This window comes from Paenibacillus pectinilyticus, from assembly GCF_001700435.1.
Classification (GTDB): Bacteria; Bacillota; Bacilli; order Paenibacillales; family NBRC-103111; genus Paenibacillus_E; species Paenibacillus_E pectinilyticus.
Genome location: NZ_LYPC01000026.1, coordinates 34,644 through 51,924, shown reverse-complemented (window position 1 = coordinate 51,924; position 17,281 = coordinate 34,644). Strand labels below are relative to the sequence as shown.

General features: G+C 44.4%; 11 protein-coding genes. All 11 read right to left on the bottom strand.

What is annotated here, in order from left to right; all coding sequences use genetic code 11:
- Positions 1-37: 37 nt before the first annotated feature.
- The gene (locus A8709_RS20870) at positions 38-907 is read right to left on the bottom strand and encodes a carbohydrate ABC transporter permease (RefSeq protein WP_084225237.1); all 870 of its coding nucleotides are present in this window, start codon (positions 905-907) and stop codon (positions 38-40) included.
- Entirely contained in the window at positions 907-1,761 is an 855-nt protein-coding gene (locus A8709_RS20865; protein WP_141692612.1) for an ABC transporter permease, read from the bottom strand. Before A8709_RS20865 ends, A8709_RS20870 begins: the two co-directional genes overlap by 1 nt.
- A gap of 220 nt (positions 1,762-1,981) precedes the next feature.
- Complete coding sequence (locus A8709_RS20860; RefSeq protein WP_065854749.1) at positions 1,982-3,565, bottom strand: response regulator transcription factor; 1,584 nt, start codon at positions 3,563-3,565, stop codon at positions 1,982-1,984.
- A gap of 39 nt (positions 3,566-3,604) precedes the next feature.
- On the bottom strand, positions 3,605-5,422 hold the full coding sequence (locus A8709_RS20855; protein ID WP_065854747.1) for a cache domain-containing sensor histidine kinase: 1,818 nt from the start codon (positions 5,420-5,422) through the stop codon (positions 3,605-3,607).
- Positions 5,423-5,656: 234 nt separating this feature from the next.
- On the bottom strand, positions 5,657-7,462 hold the full coding sequence (uidA, locus tag A8709_RS20850) for a beta-glucuronidase (RefSeq protein WP_065854745.1): 1,806 nt from the start codon (positions 7,460-7,462) through the stop codon (positions 5,657-5,659).
- Between the two features lie 42 nt (positions 7,463-7,504).
- Positions 7,505-9,964, bottom strand: coding sequence for a glycoside hydrolase family 2 TIM barrel-domain containing protein (locus tag A8709_RS20845; RefSeq protein ID WP_065854743.1), 2,460 nt, complete (start codon positions 9,962-9,964; stop codon positions 7,505-7,507).
- Between the two features lie 172 nt (positions 9,965-10,136).
- Positions 10,137-11,666 carry an ABC transporter substrate-binding protein gene (locus A8709_RS20840; RefSeq protein WP_065854741.1) on the bottom strand — a complete coding sequence of 510 codons (1,530 nt, stop codon included), beginning with the start codon at positions 11,664-11,666 and terminating at the stop codon, positions 10,137-10,139.
- A gap of 97 nt (positions 11,667-11,763) precedes the next feature.
- Positions 11,764-13,374: a response regulator gene (locus A8709_RS20835; protein ID WP_065854739.1), complete on the bottom strand. Its 1,611-nt coding sequence runs from the start codon at positions 13,372-13,374 to the stop codon at positions 11,764-11,766.
- Positions 13,371-15,128, bottom strand: coding sequence for a sensor histidine kinase (locus tag A8709_RS20830; RefSeq protein WP_065854737.1), 1,758 nt, complete (start codon positions 15,126-15,128; stop codon positions 13,371-13,373). Before A8709_RS20830 ends, A8709_RS20835 begins: the two co-directional genes overlap by 4 nt.
- A 119-nt stretch (positions 15,129-15,247) precedes the next feature.
- Positions 15,248-16,135 (bottom strand): carbohydrate ABC transporter permease, encoded by an 888-nt coding sequence (locus A8709_RS20825; RefSeq protein ID WP_244163271.1) that lies wholly within the window; start codon positions 16,133-16,135, stop codon positions 15,248-15,250.
- A 13-nt stretch (positions 16,136-16,148) separates the two neighbouring features.
- On the bottom strand, positions 16,149-17,114 hold the full coding sequence (locus A8709_RS20820) for an ABC transporter permease (protein WP_084225236.1): 966 nt from the start codon (positions 17,112-17,114) through the stop codon (positions 16,149-16,151).
- Between the last annotated feature and the right edge of the window lie 167 nt (positions 17,115-17,281).

Here is a 17,281-nt window from a genome sequence, read left to right as displayed (position 1 = left end):
CTTGTTTGTGCTCATTATGCCTTAATTCCGATAGAAATTATCCTTTGACAGAGCCGATCATGGCTCCTTTGACGAAATACTTTTGCAAGAACGGATACACCGCAATGATCGGAATAATTGCGAAGATAACCGTCGCTGATCGTAATGTTCGTTCGTTAAAGTTAAAATCAACCATGGAAGCAGCACCCGGTAGAATTGTGTTGTCATCCGTGATGAACTGGCGGATTTTCATTTGCAGCGGGAACCAATCCACGTTCTGGAGAAACAATAATGGCGTCTGGAACTGGTTCCAAATAACCACCGCGTAGAACAAAGCTAGTGTTGCAAGGACGGCTTTGGACAGCGGAAGGACGAATTGGAATAGCATCCGGAAGTAACCACTGCCTTCCAAGAAGGCCGCTTCTTCGAGCTCTTTCGGAAACTCTTTGAAGAACGATCTCATAATAATCAGATTAAATGGATTCAAGATATGCGGTACAATTAGGACCAATGGATTATTATATAAGCCAATACCGCGTACAGTAAGGAAATAAGGAATGATCGGTGCTTTGAAAATCATCGCAATGACCACCCCAATCATGATCACTGAACCCCAGCGAAATTCCTTCTTCGAAAGCGGATAAGCAAGCAAAGCTGTAATGAGTAGGGCCAACACCGTACCAATCACGGTTGAACCTAGCGTGAGGAAGAATGACTTCCACAAGTCAGGACGCTCAATAATGTAGCTCCAGGAATCCAAGGTGAACTGTTTCGGCCAGATGGATACCAGATTTTGCACAACCGCACCCTTCGAGCTAAACGAAATGGAGAGGACGGATAGCAGCGGCACGAGTGCAATGAACGATAATAGCAGAAGAAGGGCTGTGATGCCTGCTACGAATGCTTTTTCTCCCCTAGATTCAAACATTACCACAGACCCCCATCTGATACTTTTTTCGACAATCGATTAAACATGTATACCAGAATAAATCCGATAACCGACTGGAATAACCCAACGGCTGTTGCGAAACTGTACTGCGCTTGCTGAATACCTGTACGGTACACATACGTATCGAGAATGTCTCCTACGCTGTAAGTCATTGGCGTCAAGAGATTGAAGACCTGATCGAAGCCTAAGTCCAAGAAATTTCCGATTTCCAAAAGGAAGAGGACAAGCACTGTTGGCAGAAGCAACGGGAATGTAATATGACGAATCTGTTTGAAGCGCGATGCGCCGTCCATCATGGCTGATTCATATAACTGAGGATCGATGCCGCTGATCGCGGCCATATAGACGACAGTTCCCCACCCAGCATCTCGCCAAATGGCAGTCAGCACATAAACAGGGCGGAAGTAAGCGCTGTCTTGCATAGCCAAAAGTGGCTCATGACCGAACCAACCTAGGACAATGTTGAATAATCCGCTTAAGGAGAAGATATCAAACACGATACCGGACACGATGACCCACGATAAAAAGTGAGGAATATAGAGTGCGGTTTGAATTCCCTTCTTGAGCGCTGCTTTCCGAACTTCGTTCATCATCAGCGCCAGTAGAATCGGAATCGGGAAGACCAGCACAATTTTCAAAAAGCCCAAAATTAATGTGTTTCCAAACACGCGACCGAAATCCGGATAATGGAACAGTTTATCAAAATGCTTGAAGCCTACCCAAGGACTATCGATAAACCCTTTGAACACGGAATAATCCTTAAAAGCGATCACCGAGCCCACTAACGGGATGTACTTGAAAATAACGAGAAAAATGATACCTGGAATGGCCATCACATAGAGCGGCCAGAACACCTTAATTCGTTCAACATAGCTACTTCTCAATTTAACTCTCCTTTCAGCGTCTAGTTGTTGTGTACACTGTATTCGCTTCCATAAGTGTACACGCACCGTGACTGCCGCTCAAAGGGACGTTTTTAAGATTCGACAAGGTCATTTTATAGATAAGAATAAAGTCCTTCCACCTCAGGAACGGCGAAAGGACTTCTCACTTTCAAGGAATGGGGGGATTCTTACGGTATTCACTAGGTTTGCAGCCTGTCAGTTTCTCGAACACCTTGGCAAAATGCTGCGAATCGGAATAGCCGACCATTTGACAGATTTCATACACCTTTAAATCCGTCTTTTCCAGCAATTCTTTGGATTTATTGATCCTTGTCTGAGCCAGAAAGGTCAGATAGGTATCGCCTGTTTTTTGCTTAAAGAGCTGGCTCAAATAATAGGGATTGATATAAAACCGGGCAGACAATTCAGCCAAGCTGATCGATTCAGCGTAATGTTTGGACACGTAGTCCTTAATTTCGGCAATAACATCCTTTTTCTTCGAGATATTATGCTCTAATTTAAATGCGATAATCCCTTTCATCATTTGATTCATCCATGCTTCCATCCGATCTAATGTCAGGTACCGGGAAAGACCATCTAGGATGAGGAGATTACGCCCCAAAAAGTCATTTTGCTGCAATTGCTCCAAGGATAGCTTACGTGCACTGGACAGAAGAATGTTTAAACACTGAAGCTGGAGATCTACGGGGCTCAGCTCACGCTCCTCTTCCAACCACTGAAAGATCTCGCGGATTGCGCCCACACAAGCCTCTTCATCCATATTGTCAAGGCAGGCTTCCAGCTTGTTAATCATGTCTTCCGGAACGGCTTGCCGCTTGCCTGACAGGGTTAGAATATCCGGATAAGCAATAACGGCACCTGAGCCCTTAACAATTTTGTAACTGAGTGAGTGACGTGCTTCTTCAAAAGAAATATGGATGCCCGCCGCCTTTTCTATCACCGTACCGATCCCGATTGTCACGGATAATTTCAACTCGCGAAACAGCGCATCTTTGAGTCGTTGAATGTCGCGGACTAATTCCTCATACGCAATCGCACGATCATGTGTAACAATCATCGCCACCTGAGAACCTAAATACCGGAAGCGAAATACGCCTTGATACTGTCCTAGCGTGCGGTCTACGTGGCGGAACACAGGATCTAGTCCACTCTCCATCATGGGACCCATGTTGCTTTCAAACTCTAACAGCGCGCAAACAAAGTGCGTACGATCCATTGGAATGTGAGCGGTTTGGAGCAGTTCTTCCGCGTGTACCGTATGGTCGCTGCCGCCTTCAATGATGTCCCGTAAGGCACTTTCCATCAAACGGCTATTCACTTCTTGTTTCAACTCGTCCACTTCTTGGAGCTTGGCATGTTCCTCCCGAATCACGTCCATGACCTTACAAACACAATCGCGAAGTTCCTCTTCTTCCACGGGTTTGTTAAGGTAGAATTTAACCCCCAACTGCATGCCGCGCCTCGCGTATTCGAAGTCCGCATATCCGCTCAGTAGAATAAATTTGGCCTGACATCCTAGCTCTTTCAGCATCTGAATCATGTAAAGACCGTCTGCTTGAGGCATCCGAATATCCGATATGACAATGTCTGGCTGTCGTTCTTGTATGAGTTTAGCGCCTTCCATGCCATTGTACGCCACTCCCACAATTTCACATTCCGGAATGTAGCGGCCTATCATTTTTTGGAGACCGTCAACAATGCCCTTCTCGTCATCCACCACGACTATTTTCAACTCAGGTACCTCCCCATCCATTCTGTCTAATAGCCATCTTCAGTATTTGGGAATGAGAATCTCGACCGTCGTTCCTTGATCATCGCCCGAACGAACCGTTAATTTATACATGTCCCCATAATGTAAAGTGATGCGTTCTGCAATATTTTTCAGACCTAATCCGCCACCTTCGGCGTTGTCCGTCTCTTCCAATTTATATTTGTCCGACACCGCATCCTCTAGAATAGCACTTAGTTCATCCTGTTTCTCTCTAGACATACCGATTCCGTCATCTATAATGCGGATCCAAATTCCGCCATCTGCCGTCCACGTACCTTCAATCACAATATGCATACTTCCTTCATAGCCCTGAAAGCCATGAATAATACTGTTCTCCACAATAGGTTGGAAAACAAGCGGAATGATACTGCACTGCTGCATCTCTTCGGGCATTCGAACATCCAGCTGGAAGCTGTCAGCAAAACGTATATTCTGAAGCTGCAAATAATTTACCGTATAATCAATTTCATGCTTGATCGAATGCTGTTTGCCGTCCTTGCCTAAAGTCAATCGGAACATTCTCGCCAAAATCTTGATCATGCCCGCGATCTCTTCTTCCTCTTTCACCAGCGCCTTCATTCGGATCGACTCCAGCGTATTGTAGAGCATATGCGGATTGATTTGATTCTGCAGGGCTAGGAATTTGGCTTTCCGCTGTTTGATTTCCGCAATATAAACGTCTTCAATGAGTGTTCGAATAACAACAATCATCTTGTTATAGCTGTGTACTAAGCTTCCAATTTCATCATTGGCCTGAATACTTTCAATGGGCAGATATTGCCCTGTTTCCGCATGCTTCATGCTACGGCGAAGCGCTTTAATTGGCTTGGTGATCCTTAAGCTTAATGCAAAGGAAATCAATGCCGTAAGTACAAATCCTAGGATGATCAAAATAATCGTGACCAGCTTAATCCTGTTGATTTTCTGCAGTAGTTTCTCACGGGGAATCTCGGTCTTAATCACCAGATTTCCCAATTGGGTACTTCCCGAAATCACGATGCGATCACTGCTGCTCACGTCTTTGGTATAATCATTGCCTGCTTCCAGCACCTGCATCCAGGGCACTCGACCGCTCGCGGCATCCGAATGGTAGACGGTTTCGCCTGAAGCTTTAGAAATGATCACACTCATGCCATACTTATCTCGCGTTAAGACGAACTCATGATTTAACTCCATCAGTGTAAACGGATCCAAATCGATGAGAAGCACGCCTGCAAATGCCCCTTCTGAACTGAGTAGTACCCGGCCTACCGTTACTAAAGCCCCTTGGCCTTTATCCTCGTAGTATGATCGATCGTGCAAACCTGTGATAAACAACGTATCGCCAGTGCTGCGTGCTTTCTTGTACCATTCTTGGGTCAACAAAGCGCTCTCATTCACCGTGCTGCTTGTATTCGTATACTGATAGACGCTATTATCACGACTGATCAGCATGACATTATTCATTTCAGATTTAAGCAACGCTACTCGCATCAGTGCCCGCTGGACTGTAAACTTCTGTACAATGTACTCATTCGTAGACATGTTATGTTCTTCCCCAAGCTTGGAAATAAGGTCATTGTCAACGAGTATGGACTTGGTTACTTTATCATACTCCTTCATCAGTTCATTTAACGAATTCTCGATCTGAGATGTGTACAGCGCGGCGAACTCCTGAGAGGAGTCTTCCAACCCGGCTGCCGACTGACTATAGATAATGCTGCTAACCACCAGTAAAGGAAACGCACACGCGATGAGGTAGCCTGCCATAAATTTGCTTTGGAGCTTCATGTTTTTAAGTTGTGTACTTGCTTTCTGGATCCATTTGTTATGTCCCATGACAACCTTCCTCGGTTAACGACATTACCTCTCATTGTACATGCCGTGTTACCTCAGCGCTACCGAAGTATCTTAGCCCTACATGTATGCGATTACAAGATACTATACGCGGTGGAAGTTCATAACTCAAAGGGGCATTTTTAAGTTTTTACTGGGGTAAAGTTGGGGATTTTATTAATGAATAGTTGAAGAGGAGGTCCTAAAAGATGAACCCCCTCCGTCGATTTATTTAATCTAACCCTCCTTCCCCTTATACCCAAAATCGGGTATCGCTTTCCATCTTCTCCGCAGTTCGTGTGCTGCCATTTTCGGTTTGCGATCACGGGTAAAGACACCTTTCTTATTCCCCTGAACCCGAATTATACCTTGGCTCGTTTGGAAGTCAGCAAAATTCCATACTTGCTCCCCTATGAAATGCTCGAATTCATCAAACACCTCATGGTTGGCACGCAGATATTCCACCTGATATTCTTCGGTAAACATGACTGGATCGACATCGTGGAACCCAGCAATCGTATCAGCGCCATACTCGGTCATCATGATCGGTTTACCTGGGCAGCGCTCTGTCCAAGCATTGAATTCTCTGCGCAGCATACTCTTGGCCGTTTCAAATTCTCCGCCAAAGGCGTACCAGCCATAATAACGATTGAGGCACAATACATCAACCAGCTCAGCAACTTTATCCTTGTCAGGCGTAGCCATCATAATATTGACGATAGTGACAGGTCTTCTCTGCGGGTCAATCTCTCTAGCTAATTCCACAAGCGGCTGGAAGTACTCCAGTGCTCCATCTTCTTCGGATGCCGGTTCATTCGCTATACACCACATAACGACGCTAGGGTGATTCTTATCACGTGCAATCAGCTCACGAACGATATCTGCATGGTGCTCCTGCGTTTGGAGGACTTCCCACGTTTTACGCTGCGGCCCCCTTGACGGGGCGACGTTAAAGTTCAGGTGCAAGCCGCAAGCTGGCGTTTCGTCAATGATGACGATTCCTTCGCGGTCCGCTAGTCGCATGATTTCTTCCGAATACGGGTAATGCGCAGTCCGGAACGAGTTGGCTCCAATCCATTTCATCAATTGGAAGTCCATTACATTAGCAGCTTCATTCATGCCTCGGCCATTAATTGGCGTATCCTCATGCTTGCCGAAGCCTTTGAAATAAAACGGCTTGTTGTTGATCAGAAACTTGCCATCTTTCACTTCAATCGTCCTTACGCCGAACGGCTGTTCATACACATCGATCACTTGTCCGTCTTGAATCAATTCAAGCTTAAGCGTGTACAGGTAAGCAGCTAGAGGCTCCCATAGCTTGGCGTTCTCGATGTGGATGGAACTTGAGGAACCGATTGATACTCCGATTGTCTCACCATCTTGATTGAAAACAGTAGCCTTTAATTCCGCTTTGCCCTCTATAGATACTTCATAATCGACGATCCCTGTCGTTGCACTCAGTGCTGTAACGACGGCAACATCCTTAATGTACGTTCTTGGTGTCGTATAAATTTTGACTGGACGATGAATCCCTGCATAGTTGAAAAAGTCAAAGTAAGGGTTGTTTTTGACAACCTTGCCCCCTCCTGGCAATTCCGTCTCTGTATAGCTGCCCATCGGAAGCGTCGTTTCATCAACGATGTTATTGACGGCGACTGTCAGACGATTTTTACCTGCTTGTAGAAATGAATTGATCTCAGCTTCAAATGGTGTGAAACCGCCTTTGTGCTCCATAACCAGGCTACCATTGACATACACTTTAGCCAAATGGGTTGCCGAACCGAATCGCAGAACATTACGCTCCGCAAACAGCAAGCTCGGAACAGTGAATTCTCTCTCGTACCAAACCCAGCCAACATGATTTCTAATTTCCGCTGTAACTCCAGCATCATTAAACGAAGAGGGCACAGACATCCCGATTGTGTCCTGTAGAGGAGCATTCTGCCACTCTTGTTCAAAGCCTGTGCCCGCGTCAAGCTTAAAGCTCCAGATGCCGCTTAGATCAATTACGCTACGTGATTCAGTTACGATAGGATATAACATTGTAGGTGAGCTCCTTTATTTTAAAAGTTATAGTTAAACTATTTAAGTGGTGTAGTTGAATATATTCCCTACTGGAATCTCTATTGAGACTGCGCCAAGTCCTTCTACGTCAACTGTTAGAACCGACAGGCCTGGCTCGTAACCTGCACGAACGATCGCAAGCAATCTACCTTGATACGAAGTAAATTCACCTGTTGTATAGTTTTCGGTCGTTTGCGGTTTGCCCGTTCCGAAAGCTGCGAGCTTAGCTGCCCCTTCTACTTGGGCCGATGCTTTCATTTCGACTGTAGGAACATGCCGCCCTTCTGCATCAACGACCTCCACGACCGCGAAAGATAAGGATTGACCATCTGCTATAAGCTCTCTTTTATCAGGCTTTATACGGACCCCGACAGGCTTCCCGGCAGAAGTCAGGATATTAGTCGAAATTTCCTTGCCAGCCGTATAACTTACAGCTTCCAATTTTCCCGGCTCATAAGTGAGATTAAACTTTGCAGTGAATCGGTTCTCTCTTCCCGCAGGCTGGCGACCAAGGCTCATTCCATTCAAGATCAGCTCTACTTCCTCCGCAGCAGAATAAACATCAACAACTACTGGTTTTCCCTTATGACCTTCCCAGCTCCATTCATTTTCGCATTCTGGCCAACCCCATCGGCCTAAAACTTCTGACTTACCATAGTTTTTAGGATTTCGCGATGCAATGAAGGTTTCATTAGAGCCCCACACGATTCTACGGTAGGCAAGTTGTGGTCGTTCAAAGCCACAAAGGTCGAAATCAGAATCACTTGCGAGTCGCCACGGATAATTAGCAATATGAATACTCCTTGATGTAGCGGTAACTTCATCTTGATCCACATATTCTGCTTTCCCTAGACCTGCTTCTCCTATGTAATCGTGACTTGTCCAGTTGAAATCACCGATAACATGGGAAAGACGCTCAACATCATGCCAGTACTTATCCATTTCAAGCGGTTTGCTTTCCGTCCCACAGATGACACGGTTCGGGTAATTATCAAGCGCATTTTCATAATGGTAATTCAAATAATTATATCCAACGACATCTAGCGGAGCGGCAAAGGTTTCCGTATAATCTCCCCATATCCCCCTACCAAATTCTGTATCTAAATTTTGTAAGCCTCCTCCGTTCATCGCTTGTTTAAACAATCCCTCGTAAAATTTCGCAGAATCATCATCGTCAAGGCCGCCGAAAAAGGAGCATAAGGAGTGTGTGATCAATCTGGTTGGGTCAAGTTCACGCACGTAAGCCGCGAGTTTGGCAGACCACTTATTTCCATCCGACAACCCACCGCGCTCTGGAACCTCATTGCCGGTAGACCACATGATGACGCTGGGATGATTTCGGTCACGGAGAATGAAGGCTTTCATATCCTCCTTCCAGTTCTCTTCAAAATACTGACTATAATCATGGGTATTTTTCTCAATCACCCAAACATCGAACGCTTCGTTAATTACAAGCAGCCCAAGACGGTCACAAGCATCCAGCAAATCCCTTGACATGGGATTGTGAGCGAATCGGATGGCATTATACCCATTGTCTTTGTGTATTTTCATTTTGCGGTACTCGCTGTCCTTAAACGACGCAGCACCAAGGATGCCATTGTCATGATGCACGCAGCCGCCTTTGAGCTTTACGGTTCGGCCATTCAGCATAAAGCCGTTTTTGGTATCCACGGAAATGGTTCTAATACCAAATTGGGTGCTTTCTCTATCTAGAACCGTCTCTGTATCGCTCAGTTGAGCCGTAATTTTGTAAAGGTTCGGCGAATCAATATCCCAAATGTCGGCGTTTTCAACGGCGATCTTCACTTGTCCTACGGACTTTTCACCTGCTGGTACATGAACTTTGACTCTTCCTACACCGGCTAAGCTACCGCAGGACTCCTTCTCAAACTTGATGTCCACCCATAGATTTGTGTTATCCGCAGTATGATTCTCCACCGTCGTTTCCACGATGACAAAGGCCGTCCCGTCTACAATATGCGATGTATGAGCGAAAATTCCCCAAGGGGCTATATGCATCTTTGGGGCGCAAAGCAGATCAACGTGGCGATATAGTCCCGAACCCGTGTACCAGCGTGCATTCGGCTGCGCCGCGTTGTTAACGGTTACTGACAGCCGATTCGGATGCCCTATTTTTACATAAGGCGTGAGATCTGCATGGAATGGTGTGTAGCCGTAATGGTGTCTGGCCACGGTGTGTCCGTTCAACACTACGGTCGTGTTCATATAAGAGCCGTCGAACTCTACCAAAACTCTTTTGCCGGCGTGCTCTTCAGATACATTCAGTACTTTCGTATATGTTCCGATTCCTCCTCCGTAATAGCCCGTTCCTTGGCCGCCAGGTGCATCAGGAGACGTATCGGTTTCGATGGTAAAGTCGTGTGGAAGATGAACAATTTTGCCAGGTTGGCTCATGCCCGGAATAACAGATGGTTTGCCCTTTACAAATTCCCATGATCGGTCAATATTTTCTTTAAACATGGTTGTTCCCCTCTCATAACCAAACTAGAAGTCTATATTTGTATCATAAAGGCAATCCGTTTCGCTCACTAACACTCTCACGACTTGTTCAATAACATTTTAACGACTTCTTATGCGGGTCGCGTAGAACAAAAAAAACCTGGTTCCATATACATGGAACCAGGCATCGTTCTTATTTTTTACTCTCAGCTGCCCATGCATCCAACTGCTTCTGTTTCTCAGCAACAACTTTATCAATACCTGCAGCTTTCAGCTTCGTTCTAAATTCCTGAAGCTTATCGGCAGGATCAAGCGTTCCTGATTCCAACCCTTTTTTATATTGATCCGTCACATTGTTAAGCGCTGTAATCTCGTTTTTGACTGGCTCCGAATTAAAGGAGAAGCCAAGCGCTTTCGATTTGATGGCATTTTTATTGTTATCAATGATTATCTTATTCTTATCCGAAGGTGAACTTTTATAAAGATAAGCCAGGAGTGAATTGCCAGTTAACCAACCTTGATTGGCATATCCGACCGTCTTCGCATCGATGCCAGTCGGATAATCGATCGTATTCTCCGATGCTTTCACATAATGCTTGCCTTCAACGCCCCACAATAAAAGATTCGCGATATCCTTATCTGAGTACATGAGATTCATGAACATCATTGATCTTTCAGGATTCTTGGAATTGGTGGAAATCGTCCATAATCCCGTAAGCACATCACTTGTTGTTGCATATGCTTTTGTTATTAGCGGAACAAACACTAACTCTTTGCCCGACGTGCGGATTTCATCAACTAGTGCACCTGGTTTATTCGTTATGAAGTAAGAAAATATCTTACCTGCTTTCATCAGATCATTCGTGGGAACCTGACTCGTAGCAGCGTCTTTGTTTATAAATCCAGCTTTGAACCAACTGCTCATTTTTTTCAGATAGTCTTCATACTCTTTTGTTTCATACAAATTCTCAACCTTCAAACCATTGTCGTATCCAGGCAATACCCCATACTTATCACCTAGTTTATCGTACCAAAGATACTGATCAGAAGGTACAGATAACCCTGATCCTAACGCAGCTAGATTGGGTTCGTTATCTTTAATCGTCTTGTATACGGCGTCCAAATCATCAATTTTCTTGATAGAAGCGACATCAATTTTATACTTGTCCACCAAATCTTTCCTCATTAGAACACCAGATTCCGCCGTAGTGAAATCCTTGATGTTAGGAATGCCGTAGATTTTGCCACTAACCTTCGTACTATTCAAGTATTCAGGTTCAAATTGTTTTTTTGTATCTTGACCGTACTTGTCCAATAGGCTATCCAACGCAATTATTTTGCCGGCAGCCACATCAGGGCCATATCCTTGCCCGAACTCAAAGAATAGATCAAGCTTTTCCCCGCTGGACGTCATCAGATTCACTTGTTGCGCCCAAGCGCCTATACTAATCGGAAGGATTTTCACCGTTGCATTGATTTTTGCTTTCGTGATTTTACTGATTTCATCTTGAACGGCTTGCATATCCTTTGGGATTGCTCCAAATACCGGCATAGCCATCACAATTTCAAACGGATCTTTCGTAGCGCTCGTACTTGCGCTAGCTGCTGGGGTTGCAGTAGAAGATTTATCTACTGTATTCTCGGATGATGAACATGCGGTCATCGTCCCCGTTAACATGACTGCGACTAGCGACAAAGCGGTCAGCTTCAATTTTCTTTTCATATCGTAATCCCCCCAATAGGTGTTGTTCTTTACACCTTCATCTTATCGCTATACGTGAGGACCGACTAACACTTTGACGACTTCTTTAATAGCGTTTTCACGACTTCATAACGTTTCCGAATTGACTCCTATACTCTGTTGGTCCTAACCCCGCATACTTTTTGAATAGTTTTGTAAAATAGGAGAAATTCGTATACCCCAACGAGGAGGCAATGGAGCTAATAGGAACATTTGTTTGTGATAATAACTCCTTAGCATGCTTGATTTTTTCCAGCAATATATAGTCGGATATGGAATAACCAGTTTCTTTTTTGAATATTCGCGACAAATAATCTGGATTCAAAAACACCTGATCCGCGAGCGTTTCCCGTGCCAAATCTTGATCCATGTTAAGCGCAATATACGCTAGGACAGTTTGGACGATTTTATCAGTCTCTTTCACCACTTCTGCTTGGTTCATCGCCTTGCTCACGATATGATGGACCCAAGCTAACATATCCGTAATGGATCGCACAGCTATCTCCGAAATACGCCTCGATTCTTCATCTCCGAATAATTGATTTGCCTCAATCCCTTTCAAATTCAGGAATGAGAACACCACCTGCATAAAATTCTGATTAAATTGATGCAAAATCTCGGCATCCATTCCTTGATTTCGTACGAGATTATCTAAGATCGCTTCCACTTCGTGAACGACGGCTTCCCTAGTACCTGATTTCAAAAGCGAGGAAACTACACTCATAGCTGGCAGCTTAATCGGCTGATGCGCACTTCCACTATCTTGATGAAGGAATACTTGGTTGACAAAGGCAACATTGTTGCGATCCCTAAGCCGCAACTCCGCTACCATATCTGCCATCTCACGGCTTTCGACAGAACGTCCGAAATAACAGCTCATGTCACAGTAGAAATAACCGTTGCATGAGGCAATATATTGATGACATGCTTCTGTGAGATGACCATAATCCCATTCTCTACCCCTGTTAGCAACCAAGATAATCATTAGCATTCCCCGGTCCAATTGAAAACAAATACCATTGGAACGGTTAGTAATTAGGATTTCTTCAGCCGTATTTTTAAGCGCATACTCAAGAATCTTTTCATCTCTTCTGTTCAAACCTTTGTTCCATCTTTGGACAGAAATAAGAATAGGAAGGAAGACAGATTCGTCCGTAATCGGGATATGATGACGCTCTACCTGCTCGCTGATTGCGGCTGGCAGACTCGGTGTCGAATGGTTGATGAGATCCAGCCAGAACCGCTCGATGATAAAGGAATGATGTTTCAACCATAATTGATGTGACTTGCTATTCCGGTTGATTTCACTATTCCGGTCAATGTGGAGCTGCGCTTTACGGATGGCTTTCTCCAAATCGGTCCCAAGCACAGGCTTCAATAAATAATCGAGACTCCCTAGCTGCAACGCTTCCTTGGCATATTTAAAATCCGCATGGCTTGTCAAAAAGATCGTCGCCGTGTTCGGATGATTCTCTCTAACCCAAGTCAGTAGTTCCAAGCCGTTACCTTGCGGCATTTCAATATCGCACAGTAGAATATCAATCGTTTCCTTTTCAAATATGTCTTTAGCTTGCCTGATATTGAAAGCAGTAAACAATGCCGTTATTCCCAGTTTGTTCATATCCAGATCAGACTTCACGCCTTCAATGGCATGAACTTCATCATCAACAAGGAGCAACTGATAATTCATCTCTTTTCCTCCATTCCTGGATGTATGGGAACAATTATCTCCACAACCGCGCCGCCGCTTTCCTTCACGTTAGCATACTGAATAGAGACAGTTTCACCATACAGCAGCTTTAATCTTCGCTCCACATTCCAGATTCCGGTATGCTCACCACGTTCATTCTCGACGCTTCTCCCGGCTTGCAGTTCTTCCAAGACCTGATCATTAAAGCCAAATCCCGTATCTTTAATACTTATTTTCACTCTGGAGTCGTTCTCCTCATCCATGAATTCAATGTGTACGGAAATATGGATTGGCTCGTCCAATGTAACGGCATGCTTGATTGAATTCTCGACGAACGATTGAATAACTAACGGTGGAATAGGTACATCCGATAGGTAAACCGGCGTCTCGATGTTCCATGTTAGTTGGTTTGGGAACCGTAAGCTTTGAATCCGCAAATAATTCTTGGTATGTTCAATCTCGTCCTTCAATTGTACGAACGAAGTATTGCTGCGAAACATAAAACGGAAGTAATGAATTAATGACATCGACATTTCCAGAATCAATTCGTAGTTCTTGACCTTCGCGAGGTTATAAACGATATTGAGCGTGTTCAAGAAAAAATGGGGATTCACTTGCAGCTGAAGCCGCTGCAATTCCTCCTTTTGCTTATTCAGTTGTTCCTCATAGACGTTGATGCGGAGCCTTTCGACATCCGTCATCATGGCGTTAAATGCGCCCCCGATGAGATGAAACTCGCCGGAAGTATCACTCAGCTCAACCCTGCTGCTCCAATCTCCCTCACGGACCTTCTTCATGGTTCGCAGCACCCGATATAAGGGAACTAAGATCGACATTCTCATCGAATAGAGCCCTAGTGGAATAAATAAGAATCCTCCAATTGTAATTAACCAAACGACCCATTGGAGATAGGGAAGATTGGCTAAGATATGCTGATCGGGAATTAGGGTAACCAGCTGGAATTCACCTTTAACGGACTGCGCTCCGACGACTAGAAATTTTTTGGTTGTGCCTGAAATATAATAATCGTTCATGTTCTTTCGCAATTCAACCCCGTAATCGCTTACTGCTTCTGTATCCGTTATTTGTTTACCCTGCTTATCCGCAAGTAAAACCTCTCCTCCCTCCCCGATCTGAAGGGCGTCGAGTGGTTCCAATAATAGGCTTGTTTTGATCAAACCACCCAAGTACGCATCACCCGAATGAACGATATCGAGAAGGTAATCGTCTTGACCGATTCGGACATGCTGCCATCTTTGTACTGAGCTCCCTTGCGAATATTGACGGGAATGAATCCATTCGATGATGAAAGTTGCAATTTCATCTTTTTCCTCCAGAGCAGATTGGTCACCTTTGGAAACGTCCAAATAATCTTGCCTGTGCTCGGTATATACAAAAAAAGAGCTTAACGAATTGTACAACGAACTATCCCGATTCAACTTGTTGAACAGATAGATTTTCGCACTGTAATAATCCGTATCGGTTGCCGCCTGACTAAGTGACAACAAATCATAGCCGTTACTTGCCACTGTACTCATATAAGAATCTATATCATTCAGGCTGTCATCCGTCTGGTTCATATAGAGCTTTAGCATATTCTTGTAAGAATCAGCAACCTGCCCGCGGACGACATGAATTGCATAGTAATTATTGTATAAAAGCATACCAATCAGCGGCAAAGTCATAAGTAGAACGCTAGCGATCAGCTTGTATCGCAATGAGGTTCGCCGCCAGTGCCATTTATGAGTATTCATGCCATCTGGTCTCCTTTTGGGTCGGATTTCATCCTAGTTGTATCATACTCTGTCAGAAAGTGCTAACGCCACAACCATAATACGACAGTTGTGGCGTTACACATATAGAAGACTATTTCTTATCCTTTCACAGCGCCGATCATAATACCTTTGATAAAATACTTTTGGAAGAACGGGTACGCTACGAGGATCGGCAGAACGCCGATCACGGCAATAGCCATTTTCACCGAATCCGTAGGCATTTGCTGCATGGCATCGTTCGTATTCGTACTACTCATATTAGTGGTGATAAACTGAATGTCCTGCATAATACGATTTAGTAAATTCTGAATACTGAATAGTTTTGGGTTCGTAATATAGATCATTCCAAGCTGCCAGTCGTTCCAGTACATGATACATTCAAACAAGCCAATCGTCGCTAGAATTGGAGCCGACAGAGGAATCACGATTGACCAGAAGGTTCTGTATTCCCCTGCTCCGTCTATTTGTGCAGATTCAATTAATGCACTTGGTATCGTGGTTTGGAAGAATGTTCGCATCATCATGACGTAAAATCCGTTCATCAGGAGCCCAGGCACAACTAATGCCCATATGGTATTCTTGATATGGAAGATCTGTGTGTACACCAAGTAAGAAGGAACCAATCCACCATTAAACAACATGGTGAAGAAGACGATAAACATAATTAGATTACGGTGTGGAGTGACACTTCTTGACAACGGGTATGACAGCAGTGCCGTCATAGCTACCCCAATTGCTGTCCCCACAATGGTAACGAAGACCGTTACGCCGTAAGCGCGCGCGATGTCCGCCCCTCTTTCGTATAGATACTCATACGCTGCCAAACTGAATGTTTGGGGGATGAATGAATAGCCATTGGCGACGATCTCATTTTGATCTGTAAACGATGCCGAGATGAGCAGCACAAACGGAATAATACTGACGACAGCGAACAACAACATCATAATATGGCTGAACCAAGTTAAGCCTCTACTTTCATTTTTCAAGATGATACCCTCCCTAGAACAACGCGTTGTCTTTGCTGAAACGTCTCACAGTATAGTTCGCTAGTATAACGAGCAGGAATCCAACCACTGATTGATAAACGCCTGCTGCAGTGGACATGCCTAGATCGCCGCTGCCCATCAAGCCCTTAAATACATACGTATCAATCGTTGCCGTTGTGTTAAATAGTGCCCCCGAGTTCATTGGAACCTGATAGAATAGTCCGAAGTCGGAGTAGAAGATACGTCCGATGCTGAGTAATGTCATCATCGTAATAACTGGTGTTAGAATTGGTAAAGTAATGTGACGGATCTGCTGTAATCGACTCGCTCCATCAAGTCTCGCCGCTTCATAGTATTCTTCGTCAATGCCAAGCAAAGCCGCAAAAAACACAATGCTGGAGTAACCGACACTTTTCCAGAAATGAACCACTGTCAGTATCCATGGCCAGTACTTATCTTCGCTATACCAGGAAATGCCTTCCTCCATGCCAAACCAAGGAAGTACCGTATGATTGATGAAGCCTGTATCTGCACTCAATAGGGCATAGACTAAGTAACTAACGATAACCATAGAAATCAGATGTGGCAGCGTGATGATGCTTTGATAAAACTTTACTAATACTTTATTTTTGATCTCGTTGAGCATGACCGCACACGCAAAGGCCAGAATGGTGCCAAGTAAAATGAAGACAAGATTATAAAGTATCGTATTTCGCGTAATGATATAAGCGTCACTGGTCTTGAACAAGTATTCAAAATTTTTAAAACCCACCCAATCACTGTTAAAAAAGCCTTTCGCGAAATTGATTTTTTTGAACGCGATTGCGATCCCGACCATCGGGAGATAGTTATTAAACAATAGGTAAATCAGTCCCGGTGCCATCATGATTAGGAGCGGCGCGTATTTACTATACCGATTTTCTTTTTTCTTTACTCTCACACCCACCTGCGTTACAGTCGCCGATACGGATTTTTCCATCAAATTCACTTCCTCTTAGTAATATACTTCTTAAGTTCATCATAATAGATATGCCTATGGTCAACTAACAGTATGACGACTTTTTCAATAACGTTTTGACGACTTTTCTTGAGAGAAAATAGGGCTGATCGGGCATGTCCCCGATCAGCCCTTCTTGTATCTTTTTG